Annotated in this window: 15 protein-coding genes; 14 read left to right on the top strand and 1 reads right to left on the bottom strand. The window is 57.1% G+C overall.

The genetic code is table 11. From position 1 onward, the window contains the following. Positions 1-134 precede the first annotated feature (134 nt). The 14 genes from ACFSKT_RS14680 (at position 135) to ACFSKT_RS14615 (ending at position 13,215) form a co-directional block, all read left to right on the top strand. Positions 135-1,082, top strand: coding sequence for an LCP family glycopolymer transferase (locus ACFSKT_RS14680; protein WP_377721729.1), 948 nt, complete (start codon positions 135-137; stop codon positions 1,080-1,082). A 91-nt stretch (positions 1,083-1,173) separates the two neighbouring features. Continuing rightward, positions 1,174-3,099, top strand: coding sequence for an asparagine synthase-related protein (locus tag ACFSKT_RS14675; RefSeq protein WP_377721728.1), 1,926 nt, complete (start codon positions 1,174-1,176; stop codon positions 3,097-3,099). Positions 3,100-3,129: 30 nt separating this feature from the next. Further along, positions 3,130-3,261, top strand: coding sequence for a paeninodin family lasso peptide (locus ACFSKT_RS14670; protein WP_377721727.1), 132 nt, complete (start codon positions 3,130-3,132; stop codon positions 3,259-3,261). Between the two features lie 102 nt (positions 3,262-3,363). Next, a complete protein-coding gene (locus tag ACFSKT_RS14665) occupies positions 3,364-4,293 on the top strand; it encodes a phosphoenolpyruvate carboxykinase (ATP) (protein ID WP_377721726.1) in 930 nt (309 codons plus the stop codon). Next, the gene (locus ACFSKT_RS14660) at positions 4,290-4,574 is read left to right on the top strand and encodes a lasso peptide biosynthesis PqqD family chaperone (protein WP_377721725.1); all 285 of its coding nucleotides are present in this window, start codon (positions 4,290-4,292) and stop codon (positions 4,572-4,574) included. The genes ACFSKT_RS14665 and ACFSKT_RS14660 overlap by 4 nt, the downstream gene beginning before the upstream one ends. Positions 4,575-4,605: 31 nt before the next feature. Next, complete coding sequence (locus ACFSKT_RS14655; RefSeq protein ID WP_377721724.1) at positions 4,606-5,091, top strand: lasso peptide biosynthesis B2 protein; 486 nt, start codon at positions 4,606-4,608, stop codon at positions 5,089-5,091. 80 nt (positions 5,092-5,171) lie between these two features. Beyond that, positions 5,172-6,971: an ABC transporter ATP-binding protein gene (locus tag ACFSKT_RS14650; protein ID WP_377721723.1), complete on the top strand. Its 1,800-nt coding sequence runs from the start codon at positions 5,172-5,174 to the stop codon at positions 6,969-6,971. Between the two features lie 186 nt (positions 6,972-7,157). Next, the gene (locus ACFSKT_RS14645) at positions 7,158-7,610 is read left to right on the top strand and encodes a PilZ domain-containing protein (RefSeq protein WP_377721722.1); all 453 of its coding nucleotides are present in this window, start codon (positions 7,158-7,160) and stop codon (positions 7,608-7,610) included. A 110-nt stretch (positions 7,611-7,720) separates the two neighbouring features. Then, positions 7,721-8,704 (top strand): dTDP-glucose 4,6-dehydratase, encoded by a 984-nt coding sequence (gene rfbB / locus ACFSKT_RS14640; protein WP_377721986.1) that lies wholly within the window; start codon positions 7,721-7,723, stop codon positions 8,702-8,704. Between the two features lie 328 nt (positions 8,705-9,032). After that, positions 9,033-9,311, top strand: a complete 279-nt coding sequence (locus ACFSKT_RS14635; RefSeq protein ID WP_377721721.1) for a hypothetical protein — start codon at positions 9,033-9,035, stop codon at positions 9,309-9,311. Between the two features lie 189 nt (positions 9,312-9,500). Beyond that, positions 9,501-10,436, top strand: coding sequence for an ABC transporter ATP-binding protein (locus ACFSKT_RS14630; protein ID WP_377721720.1), 936 nt, complete (start codon positions 9,501-9,503; stop codon positions 10,434-10,436). Further along, positions 10,429-11,235, top strand: coding sequence for an ABC transporter permease (locus tag ACFSKT_RS14625; protein ID WP_377721719.1), 807 nt, complete (start codon positions 10,429-10,431; stop codon positions 11,233-11,235). The genes ACFSKT_RS14630 and ACFSKT_RS14625 overlap by 8 nt, the downstream gene beginning before the upstream one ends. A gap of 300 nt (positions 11,236-11,535) precedes the next feature. Then, positions 11,536-12,963 carry a cardiolipin synthase gene (gene cls / locus ACFSKT_RS14620; RefSeq protein WP_377721718.1) on the top strand — a complete coding sequence of 476 codons (1,428 nt, stop codon included), beginning with the start codon at positions 11,536-11,538 and terminating at the stop codon, positions 12,961-12,963. Positions 12,964-13,065: 102 nt separating this feature from the next. Beyond that, complete coding sequence (locus ACFSKT_RS14615; protein WP_377721717.1) at positions 13,066-13,215, top strand: hypothetical protein; 150 nt, start codon at positions 13,066-13,068, stop codon at positions 13,213-13,215. Positions 13,216-13,464: 249 nt separating this feature from the next. Here ACFSKT_RS14615 and ACFSKT_RS14610 read toward each other — a convergent pair whose 3' ends face one another. After that, positions 13,465-14,694, bottom strand: a complete 1,230-nt coding sequence (locus ACFSKT_RS14610; RefSeq protein WP_377721716.1) for an NAD(P)/FAD-dependent oxidoreductase — start codon at positions 14,692-14,694, stop codon at positions 13,465-13,467. Positions 14,695-14,728 lie beyond the last annotated feature (34 nt).

The raw sequence follows: 14,728 nt of genomic DNA, 5'->3' as shown, positions 1-14,728 counted from the left end.
TCGTTTTGACAAAAACAGTTGAGCTCCCAGAAAATAGATGATACAATACGTAACAAAGGTCTGGGTCGGGTATATAGCCTAGGCACAAAGTCATACGTTCTCTTAATCTAAGCGAAGGACGGATGCGTAAGAAGATGAGAACGAAGAAAACCACGAAAAGGATCCTATTCGGATCGGCAATCGTGCTGGGCGTCGCCGCCATTGCGCTGGCCGGCTATGCGTACCGCGTGTACAACTCCATCGAGGAGACGGCTGCCATCATGTATGAGGAACCGGCGAAGCCGTTGTACCATAGCAAAGATCCCGAAGTGAGGCCTTTGGCGAAGCCTGCCGCGGCGGAAACCGAACAGCCAAGCCCGTTCACCATCTTGGTCATGGGCGTCGACGAACGGAAGAACGACCGAGGCCGATCGGATACGATCATCGTGTTGAGCGTGAATCCGGTCAAGAAGTCCACGCTCATGTTCAATATTCCTCGTGATACCAAAACCGCCATTATCGGCAGAGGGACAAGCGATAAGATCAATCACGCCTACGCGTTCGGCGGCATTGAGATGTCGCTTCAGACCGTGGAAAATTTTTTGGATTACCCGATCAATTATTATTTGAAGGTCAATATGGAAGGCTTCTCCCGCATTATCGACCTGATGGGCGGCGTGGACGTCGACAATCCGTTCGCGTTCCATTACCAAGGGGCAGAGTTCCGCCAGGGCGAGCTTCACCTGGACGGCGAGCATGCCTTGCTGTATTCCCGCATGCGGTTCGACGACCCGCAAGGGGACAGGGGGAGAAACGCGCGGCAGAGGCAGATTCTCAAAGACTTGATGAAGAACGGCGCAAGCCTTTCTTCCATCGCCAAAATCGATGAGCTGTTGGCCGCCGCCGGCGATCACGTGAAGACGAATTTGACGTTCGGCGAGATGAAGACCCTCTTGAGAGACTATCGGCCTAGCCTTGAACGGCTAGACACCGAGGAGATCAAGGGCAGAGGCGAGATCGCGGGAGGCATTTGGTACTTTCAGGTCAATGAAGCCGAACGGACAAGATTGCACGACGCGCTGAAAAATCATCAGGCAGGCTAAAACAAATTTTTTTCATGATTTTACAGTTACATATTGTATCAACGGAAAATATATGATACAAATAGTATCAAGGACTTACACGGAGGGCGCTATGAGCATTGTAGCCGGTGTTTACAATTACGATCACGTTTCGGTATCCGACGACATCAAACACCATATCTTGCGGGCGCTATCCGAGCTTACGGCTGATGCCGTCGGCACCTGGCAGCAGGACGGCGTGTTCCTGGCCTGCCGCAATCAAACGCCAACCTCCTCTTCGCCCCATGAGCAGCTGCCAAGCTGCGACGAGCCTTCCCGCATCGCGATCACGGCCGATGCCGTCATCGATAACCGCGGCGAGCTCTGCGGCATGCTGGGTCTTAGTCACGCCGACGAAGCGCGCCTAAGCGACGGCGAGCTGATCCGACTGGCCTACCTGAAATGGGGCGAAGAGTGTCCACGATATTTAGCGGGCGATTTCGTTTTTGTGATCTGGGATGCCGGGAAGCGGACGCTGTTCGGAGCGCGCGACTTGCTGGGAAGCCGGACGCTGTATTACCAGCGACGCTTCGGCCGCTTCGCGTTCTGCTCCTTCCTGAACCCGCTCTCGAGCCTTCCCGACTTCCAACGCCGGCTTTCCGATACGTGGCTCTCCCACTTCTTGGCCATCCCTTCCATGGTGGAATCGACAGACCCTTCCGCCACCGTTTACTCGGATATTTTCCAACTCCAGCCCGGACATTGCATACGCGTTCGAGAGGGCAACGTCGAAGTAAGGAGCTATGGTTCGCTAGTCCCGCAAGATATGCTGCGATTGAACGGCGAATCCGAGTATCTGGAGGCATTCTCCGACTTGTTTCGGCAAGCGGTAGAGTCGCGGGCGAGGACGGACAAGGGTGTCGGGGTAGCGCTCAGCGGAGGATTGGATTCGACGGCTGTCGCAAGCGTGGCTGCCGAGTATCTGCGCGGCCAGGGCCGGAGCCTACGAGGCTATAGCATGATCCCGGCCCCGGGCTTCGCGGATTGGACGTCCGCCAACGAGATGGCCGACGAGACGCCGTTCGTTCAAGCTACGATCGAGCATGTCGGCAATATTGAAGGGAAGTATTTGAACGCCGCAGACAAAAGTCCCTTCACGGAGATCGACGAGCTGCTCGGGATTTTCGAAGCGCCCTACAAGAACTTCGAGGGGACCTTCCGGATCAAGGACATCTACAGCCAAGCTTCGAACGATGGCGTCGGAGTCCTGCTGACGGGCGCGAGGGGAAACTACACCATTTCCTGGGGATCTGCGATCGATTATTACGCGCTTCTGCTGAAGCGATGGCAATGGCTTCGCTTCTATCGGGAACTGACGATGTTCCGCAAGCAGACTCGCGTCGGAATCAATCGGATTATGCCCGTCATCGGCCGCCAAGCCTTCCCGTTCTTGCAAAGGAACGATCCGGAGCCGGAGCCGCCGCGCCTGATCCATCCCGACTTCGCCAGACGCACCGGCGTGTGGGAGTCATTGCGGCCGGAAGAGGCGGGTCTTGGCACATCCAAGAACGATGTCCTGCAGGAGCGCCAGAATTACTTCACCAATTTGGCGGTGCTGAACTTGCAGGGAGCGGTCGGCAGCAAACTATCGGCGAAGTATCGGGTATGGGAGCGGGATCCGACGGCGGATTCGCGGCTCGTCCGCTTCTGCCTGAGCGTCCCGTTCGAGCAATACGTAACCGGAGGCATCGGACGTTCGATGATTCGCCGGGCGATGAACGGCCGTCTGCCGGATCAAGTGCGCCTTAACCAGCGCATCCGAGGGGCCCAGGGCGTGGATTGGGTCTACCGGCTGACCCCGCACTGGACGGAGTTCACCGATGAAGTGAAACGAATCTGCGCCGACTCGGCGGTCGCCGGTCTGCTGAATCAGCAGCAGATTCGGACGTCGCTGACGAACGTAGGCGCATCGCCCCGACCGGAGCTCGCCGGCGACGACGATATGAAGCTGCTCATGCGAAGCGTCATTTTCTATCGCTTCATGAAACAGTTCCATTAATCCATCGCACTTGAAAGGAGGTGAAACCAAATGAAAAAGAACTGGGAAACGCCAGAGTTGGAAGTACTTAACGTAAGCGAAACGCAAGCCGGCTTCGGCTTGACGAAAATCGACTACACATTCGTTAACGGCAAAATCGTTGACGCGGACATCTATTCCTAAGTTTTATGAAGCATGACGCAAGCGCCCTTATACAATAGATTGTTGTATAAGGGCTGCTTTCGTTTTGCAGACCCCGATGTTGAAGGTGAAGAGGTGTTACCGATGCTTACCATTAACCGAACAGCTTACGACGCATTCGGGCTGACGATCAGCAGCGAAATTCCGTTTACGGAACTGGCTTCGTCCCGGACATCCCATGAGCAGGCGGACTTGGTCATCGCTTATGCGGATCTGGCCGCTGCGTGGGAACAGCTGGGTTGTCCCGACAGCGATTATGTGATTACGGATATGGGCGTGTTCTACCGTATCGCGGGTGTTGCCATTTTCCAAGTACAAGATGGAGCGCGCGTGTACGTGTCTCCGCTTGAGCACGCAGAGAAAGAGAAGATCCGCCTCTACCTGCTCGGTACGGTCATGGGCACAGTACTGCTCCAGCGGGGCATTCTGCCGCTGCACGGCAGTGCGGTCGTCATTAATGGCGGTGCATATGCGTTCGTTGGCGACTCGGGTGCGGGAAAGTCGACGCTGGCCGCGGCTTTTTTGGACGCGGGATACGAATTGTTGACCGACGATGTGATCGCCGTCCGCACAAGTGCGACGGGCGAGCCCGTGGTTGTGCCGGCCTACCCCCAGCAGAAATTGTGGCAGGAAAGTTTGGATCACATGAAGATGGACGCGAGCGAGTACGAACCGCTGTATCAAGAGGTTACGAAATTCGCCGTCCCGGTAAGCGCCAAATTTCACAACGGAGCGGTTCCGTTGAAAGGCATTTTCGAACTGGTGAAGACGGAGAAGGAAGCTTGGTCCATACGGCCGCTGCAAGGCCTGCAGTGCCTGCCTTTGCTGTCCCATCATACGTACCGCGGTTTTTTGATCGGCGCCATGCGATTGATCGGGTGGCATTTCGAGGTCATTACCCGACTGTTGAATCATGCCCACGTTTATCGAGTCGAACGGTCGGTACATACATTTACTGCGCCAATGCTGGTCGAGGAAATCGTCAGACTAGCCCATAAGGAGGAGTTACAATGAGCGGTTCCGTTGCACTGGAACAATCTTATCAACAAGTAGAAGGTAATCTCGTCAGCGACATGAACGGCGAGAAAGTCATGCTGAGTATCGCATCAGGGAAGTATTACAATTTGGGTCAGGTCGGCGGCGCGATTTGGGAACTTCTGCAAGCGCCGGCTACGCTCGCATCCGTGGTGGACCAACTAACGAATGAATACGAGATCGACCGCGACACCTGCGAAAGCCAAGTTATCCGTTTCATTGAAAGCCTGCTTCAGGAAGGTTTGGTTAAAGCGGTGTAAGCCGGATCGGATGGAAAGAGGTTGAGCGGCAATGTGGAGATTAGCGCGTCGTTTACTATCCATGCGTCCGCGCGAGCAGCTGCTCGTGCTGGAGGCATTCGTTTTTTTGGGATGGGCCCGCATCATGAAGAGCCGGCCGTTCCATAAGCTCGCGCCTAAGCTTGGCATTCACATGGAGGAGACATCCCGCAACCACCGCACGGAGGACGAGGCGGTCATTCGCAGCGTTTCCCGGGCCATCAAGCGCGTGAGTCCCCATACGCCATGGGAAAGCATGTGCATGGTCAAGGCCATGGCTGGCATGAAAATGTTAGAGCGAAGAAAGCTGGAAAGTACGTTGTATATGGGAACTTCCCGCGATAAAGAGGGCAAAATGATCGCCCATGCCTGGCTTCGCACAGGGCCGTTCATCATCACAGGCGGCGAAGAAGCGCCGGCATTCACGGTCGTCAGCAAATTTGCCCGCCCGCTGGCCAAGACGCACGCGCCAAGGAGCGTAGCGCAGGAGCGCTCTTAACCGCCCCGGAGCAGATCAAAGAGGAACGTGGCCGGAACGAAAGCCTATTTCCATATGCAGTGTTTATAGGAGAGGATATCATGCCTCACGTAATCATCTATCTCAAAAAACTTCAGGCCTTCGCAGGCATCAAGCTTTACTTAAACTTGCTCGGCATGGTCGTCATCAGTTTGCTCGAGAGCGTGAGCCTTTACATCCTGATTCCGATGCTCGGGTTCATCGGTTTGCTGAGCGCCGGTTCCTCGTACGGCAGCATGCCGTTCATCGCCGATTTGGAACGGGCGGTTAACGCGGTTCCGGCTAACTACCAGCTTACCGTCATTCTCGCGTTATACGTTGCGCTGATCATGGGTCAATCGCTGCTGCAGCGTTTCCAGACGGTGCAGAACATGCGCATCCAGCAAGGATTCAGCGGGTACTTGAGATTGGAAATTTATCAGGCGATCATGCGGGCAGGCTGGTCGTTCTTCCTCCGCAAGAGGAAGGCTGATTTTAATCATATGATGACCCAGGAGCTGGCCCGGGTGAACCAGGGCGTCTACCTGATCCTGTCGATGACGACGTCGCTCGTGTTCACGGGCATTCAGATCGTCTTCGCGTTCGCGTTGTCCTACCAGTTGACGTTGTTCGTCCTTGCTTTCGGTCTTGGACTTGCGTTGTTCTCCCGGAAATTCCTGCGCGGCGCGAAGAAGTACGGCGCGCGCATTTCGGAGCTGTCGCAATCGTACATGCGCGGGTTGACCGAGCATTTCAACGGAATCAAGGACATTAAGAGCAACCGTCTGGAAGCCCAGCACCTCGACTGGTTCCGTTCATTGAGCGACCGGATGGAGACGAATATGGTGCAGTTCACGAGGCTGCAGGCAACGACCCAATTGTTCTACAAAATCGCGGCCGCCTTGCTGATCGCCGGCTTCGTCTTCCTGTCGTACCGGGTGTTCCAGGTACAAGGCGAGTATTTGCTGCTGATCGTCCTCATCTTCATGCGGCTATGGCCGCGCTTCTCCTCGCTGCAGGCCAATTGGGAGCAGCTCGTCTCGACGATTCCCGCCTTCAAGGCGATTGACGAGCTGATGCGCGATTGCGAAGCGGCGCGGGAGAATGTGGCCGCGGCCGGCTCGGATCGCATTCGCATCAGCGAGGGGATCGAATGCCGCGATATCGCCTTCCGCTACGAGAGCGGCGAGGGCGATTATGCGCTAAGCGGCATCAACCTCCACATCCCCGCCAACAGCATGATGGCGATCGTCGGCAAGTCGGGCGCCGGCAAGAGCACGCTGATCGATATCCTGATCGGCATGCTGAAGCCGGAGCGGGGCGAGCTGCTGGTCGACGGCTTGCCGCTCGGACCGGCCAACCTCGCCGCCTTCCGCAGCTCTGTCAGCTACGTGCCGCAGGATCCATTCCTGTTCCACGCGAGCATTAGAGAGAACATGCTGCAGGTGAAGCCGGACGCGACGGAAGCGGAATTGTGGGAGGCGCTCGAATTCTCGGCGTCCGCCGACTTCGTCCGCAAGCTGCCGCAAGGGCTGGACACGCTGATCGGCGACCGGGGCATCCGGTTATCCGGCGGCGAGCGGCAGCGGATCGTGCTGGCGCGGGCGGTGCTGCGCAAGCCGGCCGTGCTCGTGCTGGACGAGGCGACCTCGGCGCTCGATAACGAGAACGAGGCGCATATCAAGGAGTCGCTTGACCGGCTGAAGGGTTCGCTGACCGTCATCGTCATCGCGCACCGGCTGTCGACGATTCGCAACGCGGATCAAGTCATTGTGATGGAGAACGGCCGCATCATCCAGCAAGGCGGATACAATCAGCTTTCGAAAGAAACCAAAGGAACCTTCAGCCAGCTGTTGGCTTACCAATCGGGTTCCGCATTATAGACCGGTACCGGTCCGGCAGGAGAGCAAGCCCGTTTCCGAAGGCGAAGTCCTTCACGGAGGAGGAGGCTTGCCTTTTGCGCGCTGGATATGTGAGCGTTTTCTTTTTCTGCGGCCGTTGTGATACGAAATGTATCTAAAGCGCCGTGACAGGTGCAGCCCACTACTCGTCGGAGGAGCCCATAACCTATGACCATGAACAATCCCGCTGTCCGCAATAACATGCGCATTCGCTTGACGGACGGCACGAAAGCGATGATTTCGATTTACCGCGTATTCGGCAACGACGTGCAGTCGGGTGAAATTCCGGTGTCCGTCCACAATATGAGCCCGACGGGGATGATGTTCGCGACCCATCTGCGCTTTCCCGTCAGCGACGATTTCGCGATCCGGATCAAAGTGAAGCTCGGCGATTGGGAGTTCGCGCTGATCGGTCATATTTTATGGCGGCGCAAAGAAGAGAATCAGTATTTGTACGGCTGCGCGTATTTGCCGGACCAGAAGGTCAGGCTCGCCATCGTGCGCGCGCTGAACGAGAAGCTGCGGACCCAGAACCCGCAGCAGTCCCGCATCCATGATCTGTACCAGCGGATGACGGACAAGGATCCGTTCGTCCGGATTCGCTTGGACGCCCGAGGATAATACCATGCCGCGCATTGCCGTTTCATCCATACGCCATCTCTGTCTCTCGCATATACTTACCTTTAAGAGGCATTAGCCAGACTACCAACAAGAGGCGAGGAGTGAAAGGCGTGCGCGTGCTGGTCACCGGCGGAGCCGGTTTTATCGGGAGCCAGTTTGTCCGCTATATGCTGGAGAAGTACCCGGATTATGTGATTGTGAATTACGATGCGCTGACTTATGCCGGCAACTTGGACAATGTGAAGCCGGTCGCATCGAACCCGAACCATATTTTCGTACGGGGCGACATCGTCGACGCGGAAGCGGTCGGGCGCGCGATGGACGCGTACGCGATCGAGGCGGTCGTCAATTTCGCGGCGGAGTCGCATGTGGACCGGAGCATCGCCGACCCGGGCGCGTTCGTGCGGGCGAACGTGCTCGGTACGCAGACGCTGCTGGAAGCGGCGCGGCGGCGCGGCATTCGCAAATACGTCCAAATTTCGACCGACGAGGTGTACGGGACGCTGGGCGAGACCGGCTATTTCACGGAACAGACGCCGCTTGCCCCGAACAGTCCGTATTCGGCGAGCAAGGCCGGCGGGGACTTGCTGGTCCGCGCGTACTACGAGACGTACGGCATGGACGTCAACATCACCCGCTGCTCGAACAATTACGGTCCGTATCATTTTCCGGAGAAGCTCATTCCGCTCATGATCACGAACGCCTTGGACGATCTGCCGCTTCCCGTCTACGGGGATGGCTTGCAGGTGAGGGACTGGCTTCACGTCCGCGACCATGCGGTGGCGATCGACCTCGTGCTGCATCAAGGCAAGCCGGGCGAGGTGTACAACATCGGCGGTCACAACGAGCGGCGCAACCTCGAGATCGTGAAGCACGTGCTGAAGCTGCTCGGCAAATCGGAATCGCTCATTCGCCATGTGCCGGACCGGCTGGGCCATGACCGTAGATACGCGATCGACCCGGCCAAAATCCAAGCCGAGCTGGGCTGGCAGCCGGCGTATACGTTCGATCGCGGGATCGCGGAGACGGTGCGGTGGTATGTCGACAACGAGACCTGGTGGCGCCGCGTCCAATCCGGCGCATATCGGACATAAGGTCGAATTGAGGGGAAGGGAGGCCGGTGAGCTGCATACGGCCTCTTTTTATAACATATAATGTAAACGCATACAATAGTGAAACGGCTGTCGGCGTCTTTTGCGGCGAGGCTCGGTTCGTTCCGGAAAGACGGAAGGTTTTGGTCCACCATTGAGATACGTGAAACTTTTTACCTGTATTTTGACAAAATGCGCGATCTTTCGGTGATCCGTATTGACATTTCTCGATATCTGTCATAATCTAAAAGTGCTGGATACGTAATGTAACATAATTCGAGACATTGATACATATAGTATTAGGGACAATGGGGTCAAAGGAGAGGATCGAATGTTGAAAGATCGTTTTTGTTGCGTAAGCTGCGGGGAGATGGTACAGCACGAACAAGCCCATCTCGTATTCCGAACCGGGTTCTTCCGGACGATTCAACCGCTCGGCTGCTGCAAAGACTGCATGGACCGCGAATCCGTCGCGGCGTCCGCGGTCGCAGAAGCGCCGGTTGAGGGCAGCATCGTACATATGCCGCAAGCCAAAGCGGGCGGCGCCTACAACGAATCGATACCGGCGGCAGCTTTTGCCGTGCCTATCCCGATGGTAGCGTCCCTGTAAGTTCATAGAGAGAGAACATAAGACCCGTTCGCGGAGACTCCTCCTCCGCGGCGGGTCTTAAGTTTTGTTCAAGAAACTTCCAACTCCTTCCTTATTGGCGTATAATAATTAGGTTGAGAAGCGATAACTGTCTACTAGAGGGCGTTGAACTCGCGCTAATAGAGGACAGACACGGATAGGGGGGGAACCATGGAGAAGCTCGCACCCAACGGTTCGATCGTGCAGCTGAAGAACGTAACCAAACGAATCGGACGCCGCACTATCATCGACAATTTGTCGTTGGATTTGCCCGAAGCGCAAGTATTCGGGTTTCTCGGACCGAACGGCTCCGGCAAGACGACGACGATCCGGATGATGGTCGGCCTGATGGCGATGACCGAGGGAGACGTCATTATTCGCGGACATAGCGTCCGCCATGAATTCGAGAAGGCCGTACGCCACGTCGGCGCCATCGTCGAGAACCCGGAGATGTATAAATATTTGTCCGGCTACGATAATTTGCTGCTGTTCTCCCGCATGATCCCCGGCATTACGCGTCAGCGGATCGATGAGGTCGTCGAGCTGGTCGGACTGAAGGGACGCATTCACGATAAAGTGCGGACGTACTCCCTCGGCATGCGCCAGCGGCTTGGCGTCGCGCAGGCGATCATGCATAAGCCGACGCTGCTCATTCTGGACGAGCCGACGAACGGACTCGATCCGGCGGGCATCCGCGAGCTTCGCGATTATTTGCGCAAGCTGGCGAAGGAAGAGGGCATTACCGTATTCGTCTCCAGCCATTTGCTGTCGGAGATGGAGCTGATGTGCGACCGGGTGGCCATCATTCAGGCGGGCAAGCTGATCGACGTGCGCGACATCGGACAGGCGGCCGACGCGGACGGGACGGAAGCGGCTACCTTCTTCTTCGACGTGGATAAGCCGGATGACGCGCTTGCGCTGCTTGCGGGCGCGCATGGCGCGCAGGCTGCCGAGGGCGGGCTCGCCATCGTAGGCGGCCGGGATGCGGCGGCCGACGTGAATGCGCTGCTGGTTCAGGGCGGGCTTCGCGTCTACGGCATTCGCATGCAGAACAAATCGCTCGAGGACCAGTTCCTGGAGATGACGGGAGGCGAGCGGATTGTTTGATTTTCTGCAGCTGGTAGCGAACGAGAATTTGAAAATTTACCGCAGGGCGCGGACGTGGATCATGTTCGGCATCCTGGTTATTCTAGTGCTGGCGATTTCGCTCATTGCCAGGTATATGCCGGGCGGGGGCGATGGCAGCGGCTGGAGCATGATGATGACCGAGACGTACCTGCTATTCATCCTGGTTACCATTTTCACGGTGGTCGTGTCGGCCGAGACGGTCGCAGGCGAATTCACGTCGGGCACGATCAAGCTGCTGCTGATCCGACCATGGAGCCGATCCAAGATTTTGTTATCGAAGTACATCTCGGTCATGCTCTTCGCCTTTGCGCTCGCCGCGACGCTGTTCGTGCTGAGCTTCGGCGTGAACGCGCTCCTGTTCGGCGTAGGGGGAGCGCGGGGAGACATTCTCGCCGGCCTCGGCACGAGCCGGGATATTGCGCCGTTCTCCTATATGCTGGCCTATTACGGCTTCGAATTTATTAGTCTCATCATGATCGTCACGGTATCCTTCATGATTTCGACGGTCTTCCGCAGCGGGGGATTGGCGATCGGGCTGTCGCTGTTTTTCCTGATGGGCGGCAGCGTGGTCACGATGCTGCTGATGCAGCTCGATTACGCCTGGGTCGATTACTTGCTGCTCATTCATTTGGATTTGACGAACTATTTGATCGAGCCTGGCTTCGAGCTGCGCGACGGCGTCACGCTCGGATTCTCATTGGGCGTGCTGGCCGTGTATTACGTGCTTATCATTGCGGTCACGTGGCTGGTGTTCAACAAACGAGACGTGGCGACATAGAAGGCGAGCTTATGCACGCCGTCGCCGCTGCCAATAACCTGCCCCTCTGCCAAAGCGGAGAGGCAGGTTATTTATGCTCGCCGGGATCAACGCGCGGTTAACAGGCAGGGGGAATCTCGCAGCCCATTTCATGAGCCCGGGTCGCCAATATTGTCGTTTTTTGCGGGTGAAGCGTTTAAGGCGGCGCGAATCGGTTTTAAATGGTAGTAGGCGGATTTTAGACAAGATGCCAACAAACGGTATAGCTGAGTTGGGCGTCGCGAATGATAACCTTATTTCCATAACAGGGGGAGCGCAACGATGATCTGGATCTTGCTGGCGCTGCTTGTGTTTATTTTTCAGATCGGGACCATCCTGATCCTGGAGTTCCGCAAGCCCTCGAAAACAGTTGCGTGGCTGCTGATTTTATTCATTTTCCCCATCGTCGGCTTCATCATGTACTACTTTCTGGCGCAAGAATACCGTCACCGCAAAACCGTCCGAAGACGCAACGTCGTCGCCGAAGAAATGCGGCTGCAGGCGCTGCGCAGATGCAAAATGGTGCACCGTCCGGCAGAGCTTGGCACCGGCGAATTCAGCCACCAGGAACGGCTGTTCCGGCTGCTCTCCGGCATGTCGACCTCGCCGATCACCGCCTGCAACCAAACGGAGGTGCTCACGAACGGGGAAGCGACCTACGCGTCCATCCTGGAGGCGATCGAAGGGGCCAAGCACCATGTTCACGTCGAATATTACACGATCCGCAACGATCGAATCGGCAACAAGCTGAAGGACGCGCTCATCCGGAAGGCGAAGCAGGGGGTGGAGGTGCGCGTCATTTACGACGGAGTCGGCTCGTATGAGCTGCATGGCAGCTACGTGCGTGAGCTTCGGGAAGCCGGCATCCAGACGCAGTGTTTCCTGGCGCCGAGATTAGCGCTGTTCGACAAACGGATCAATTACCGGGATCACCGCAAAATCGTCGTCGTCGACGGCCGCATCGGGTTCGTCGGGGGGATTAATATCGGCGACGAATATTTGGGCGGCAATCCGAAGCTCGGGTTCTGGCGCGATACGCATTTGCGAATCGAAGGGGATGCGGTCTATTTCTTGCAGGACGTCTTTCTGAAAGATTGGTGGTTTACCGCCAAGGAACGATTGAGCGATCCGGCTTATTTGCCCGAGCACAATTGCGCGGGGGATGAGCAGGTGCAGATTATTTCGAGCGGCCCGGACTCGCTGGCGGATGCCATTCTCGAATGCGTATTCGCGGCCGTGTCAGTGGCGAAGCGCCGAATCTGGATCACGACGCCGTACTTCATCCCGGACGGGAGTATCCTCATGGCGCTGCGGACGGCGGCGCTCAGCGGGGTCGACGTGCGCTTGATCATCCCTTATGTGGCGGATTCGAAGCTGGTGCTGCGGGCATCGCTGTCGTATGTCGAGGACTTGCTTGCAGTCGGGGTTCGAATCTACCGGTATCGCAAGGGATTCGTGCACGCGAAAGTGATCATCATCGACGACATCATGGCTTCCGTCGGCACGGCCAATATGGACATGCGCAGCTTCTTCAGCAACTTCGAGTTGAACGCGCTGCTGTTTAGCCAGAAGGCGATCAAGCGGCTGGAGGAAGACTTTCAGGACGATCTAAGCGTGTGCGAAGAACTAAGCTTGTCCGTATTCGAGCGAAGACCGCGCAGGGCGAAGGCGGGCGAGGTATTGGCGCGCATGTTGTCTCCGCTGTTGTAGCATCCTGTGTGAGAGCAGCGTACATAACGTAAATTCATGATACAAAATGTATCTATATTGTGGTAGGATAAAAGCAATAAACTTATCAATGGAGTGCAGCCCATGACGACAAAAGAAGCTCTGCAGCAAATACAGGCCGATTTGCTTACGATGAGCGTAAGCGTGGAGGAGCAGATCGAACGCATCGAACGCATTCTGCAGGATAATGGACCCGAGGGGCACTCGGTTGCGGAAACCGAAGAACTAAGCTGATTGGTTTGCGTTCCCAATCGGGAGATTGGGAATGCAGCATTCAGCTAGAGCAAAGCTGATTGGTTTGCGTTCCCAATCGGGAGATTGGGAATGCAGCATCCAGCTAGAGCAAAGCTGATTGGTTTGCGTTCCCACGTATTTCTTGTATGACAAAAAAAAGAACCGCCGTCTACTCAGACATGTCCGAGTGGACGGTGGTTCTTCGCGTTTGATCGGCCTGCTCCGGCAGAGCGGCCGCGAACGGGAACGTCATGCATGAACGGGCGCGGGCCGGTCGAGCCTCACAATATCCGCGATCGGATGGGACTCTCCCCGGATGAGCGAGAGCAGTAGACCCGCCCCGAGCATGCAGTAAATATCGCCGTTACCGCCGTAGCCGAGCAGATAATAGACGCCCTTGCGCGCGGGATCTTCGCCGATGAACGGCAAATTGTCCTGCGACTCGGCGAACAGCGCGTTCCACGCGTAAGCAACGGGGGGCGTATCCGGGCCGAGCAGCGCACGAACCTGCTCATACAGCCGGCACGTCTGCTTATCTATCGCCGCCTTGCTGCCGTATGGCCGGATGGCCGTCTCGTCGAGACCGCCGGCGACGATGCGGCCGTCCGCGCTCGTGCGCATGTACAAGTATGGACGCGCGGTTTCCCAGATCAGCCAGCGACCGTGCCAGCGGTCGGGACGCGGCATCGGCTCGGTGACGAAGACGAAGGAACGATTCATCTTCGGTTTCACGAGATGCCCCCGAAGCTGCTCGGGCTCATAGCCGATCGAGTAGACGACGTGGTCGGCCATGACGGTATGGCCAGTTGACGTACGCAGCAGATGCGTGCCGTCCGGAAGCGTGTCGTGGCCGATAACGGCCGTTTGCTCGAACACGCGCAGCCCGTTGTCTACGGCAGTGTCCATGACGGCTTGCACGAAGCGGAGCGGATTGATCTCGCCGTCGCCGTGCGTGACGATCGCCCCGGGCTTGCGGAACGGGAAGCGGCGCGCGATCTGCTCCGGTTCCCAGAATTCCACGTCGAATCCGTTCGCCGCGAGCGCTTCATATTCGCGCGCCAGCTTCGGCAGATCCTGCTCCGAGCTCGCGTAATACAAACTGCTGCGGTCGAAGTACGCCACGTCCTTGCCCGTCCCGGCCGCGATGCGGCCGAGCTCCCTGACCGCCTCGCGGCATGCGCGGTAGAAGCGGACCGCCGCGCCTTCCCCGATCTGCGCGATGAGATCGGTCAGCATGATGTCGTTCGAGAATTGTAGAAGTCCGGTATTAGTCGACGTGCTTCCCGCGGCGACGCGGTTCTGCTCCAGCAAGACCGCATCGAATCCGCTCGTTGCCAAGGCGCGTCCCATCAAAGCGCCGGCCGTTCCGCCGCCGATAACGGCAACTCGCGCTTTCGCATCCTCGGCAAGCGCCGGATAGGCGCGCGGCGACGCGAGTGTCGTCGGCCAATAAAATGTTCCGTTATGTAAGTCCTTCATTGGTATGCCTCCCATTGGCTAGGTTGCCAAGCGG

The sequence above is a fragment of the Paenibacillus xanthanilyticus genome (genome assembly GCF_042682185.1).
In the GTDB taxonomy this organism is placed as follows: Bacteria; Bacillota; Bacilli; order Paenibacillales; family Paenibacillaceae; genus Paenibacillus_Z; species Paenibacillus_Z xanthanilyticus.
This window is presented reverse-complemented; position numbering and strand designations above follow the sequence as displayed.

Excerpts from the sequence above, each read along its gene's own strand:
- ACFSKT_RS14680 (WP_377721729.1), top strand. The coding sequence starts at position 135 with ATGAGAACGAAGAAAACCACGAAAAGGATCCTATTCGGATCGGCAATC.
- ACFSKT_RS14675 (WP_377721728.1), top strand. The coding sequence starts at position 1,174 with ATGAGCATTGTAGCCGGTGTTTACAATTACGATCACGTTTCGGTATCC.
- ACFSKT_RS14670 (WP_377721727.1), top strand. The coding sequence starts at position 3,130 with ATGAAAAAGAACTGGGAAACGCCAGAGTTGGAAGTACTTAACGTAAGC.
- ACFSKT_RS14665 (WP_377721726.1), top strand. The coding sequence starts at position 3,364 with ATGCTTACCATTAACCGAACAGCTTACGACGCATTCGGGCTGACGATC.
- ACFSKT_RS14660 (WP_377721725.1), top strand. The coding sequence starts at position 4,290 with ATGAGCGGTTCCGTTGCACTGGAACAATCTTATCAACAAGTAGAAGGT.
- ACFSKT_RS14655 (WP_377721724.1), top strand. The coding sequence starts at position 4,606 with ATGTGGAGATTAGCGCGTCGTTTACTATCCATGCGTCCGCGCGAGCAG.
- ACFSKT_RS14650 (WP_377721723.1), top strand. The coding sequence starts at position 5,172 with ATGCCTCACGTAATCATCTATCTCAAAAAACTTCAGGCCTTCGCAGGC.
- ACFSKT_RS14645 (WP_377721722.1), top strand. The coding sequence starts at position 7,158 with ATGACCATGAACAATCCCGCTGTCCGCAATAACATGCGCATTCGCTTG.
- ACFSKT_RS14635 (WP_377721721.1), top strand. The coding sequence starts at position 9,033 with ATGTTGAAAGATCGTTTTTGTTGCGTAAGCTGCGGGGAGATGGTACAG.
- ACFSKT_RS14630 (WP_377721720.1), top strand. The coding sequence starts at position 9,501 with ATGGAGAAGCTCGCACCCAACGGTTCGATCGTGCAGCTGAAGAACGTA.
- cls (WP_377721718.1), top strand. The coding sequence starts at position 11,536 with ATGATCTGGATCTTGCTGGCGCTGCTTGTGTTTATTTTTCAGATCGGG.
- ACFSKT_RS14615 (WP_377721717.1), top strand. The coding sequence starts at position 13,066 with ATGACGACAAAAGAAGCTCTGCAGCAAATACAGGCCGATTTGCTTACG.
- ACFSKT_RS14610 (WP_377721716.1), bottom strand. The coding sequence starts at position 14,694 with ATGAAGGACTTACATAACGGAACATTTTATTGGCCGACGACACTCGCG.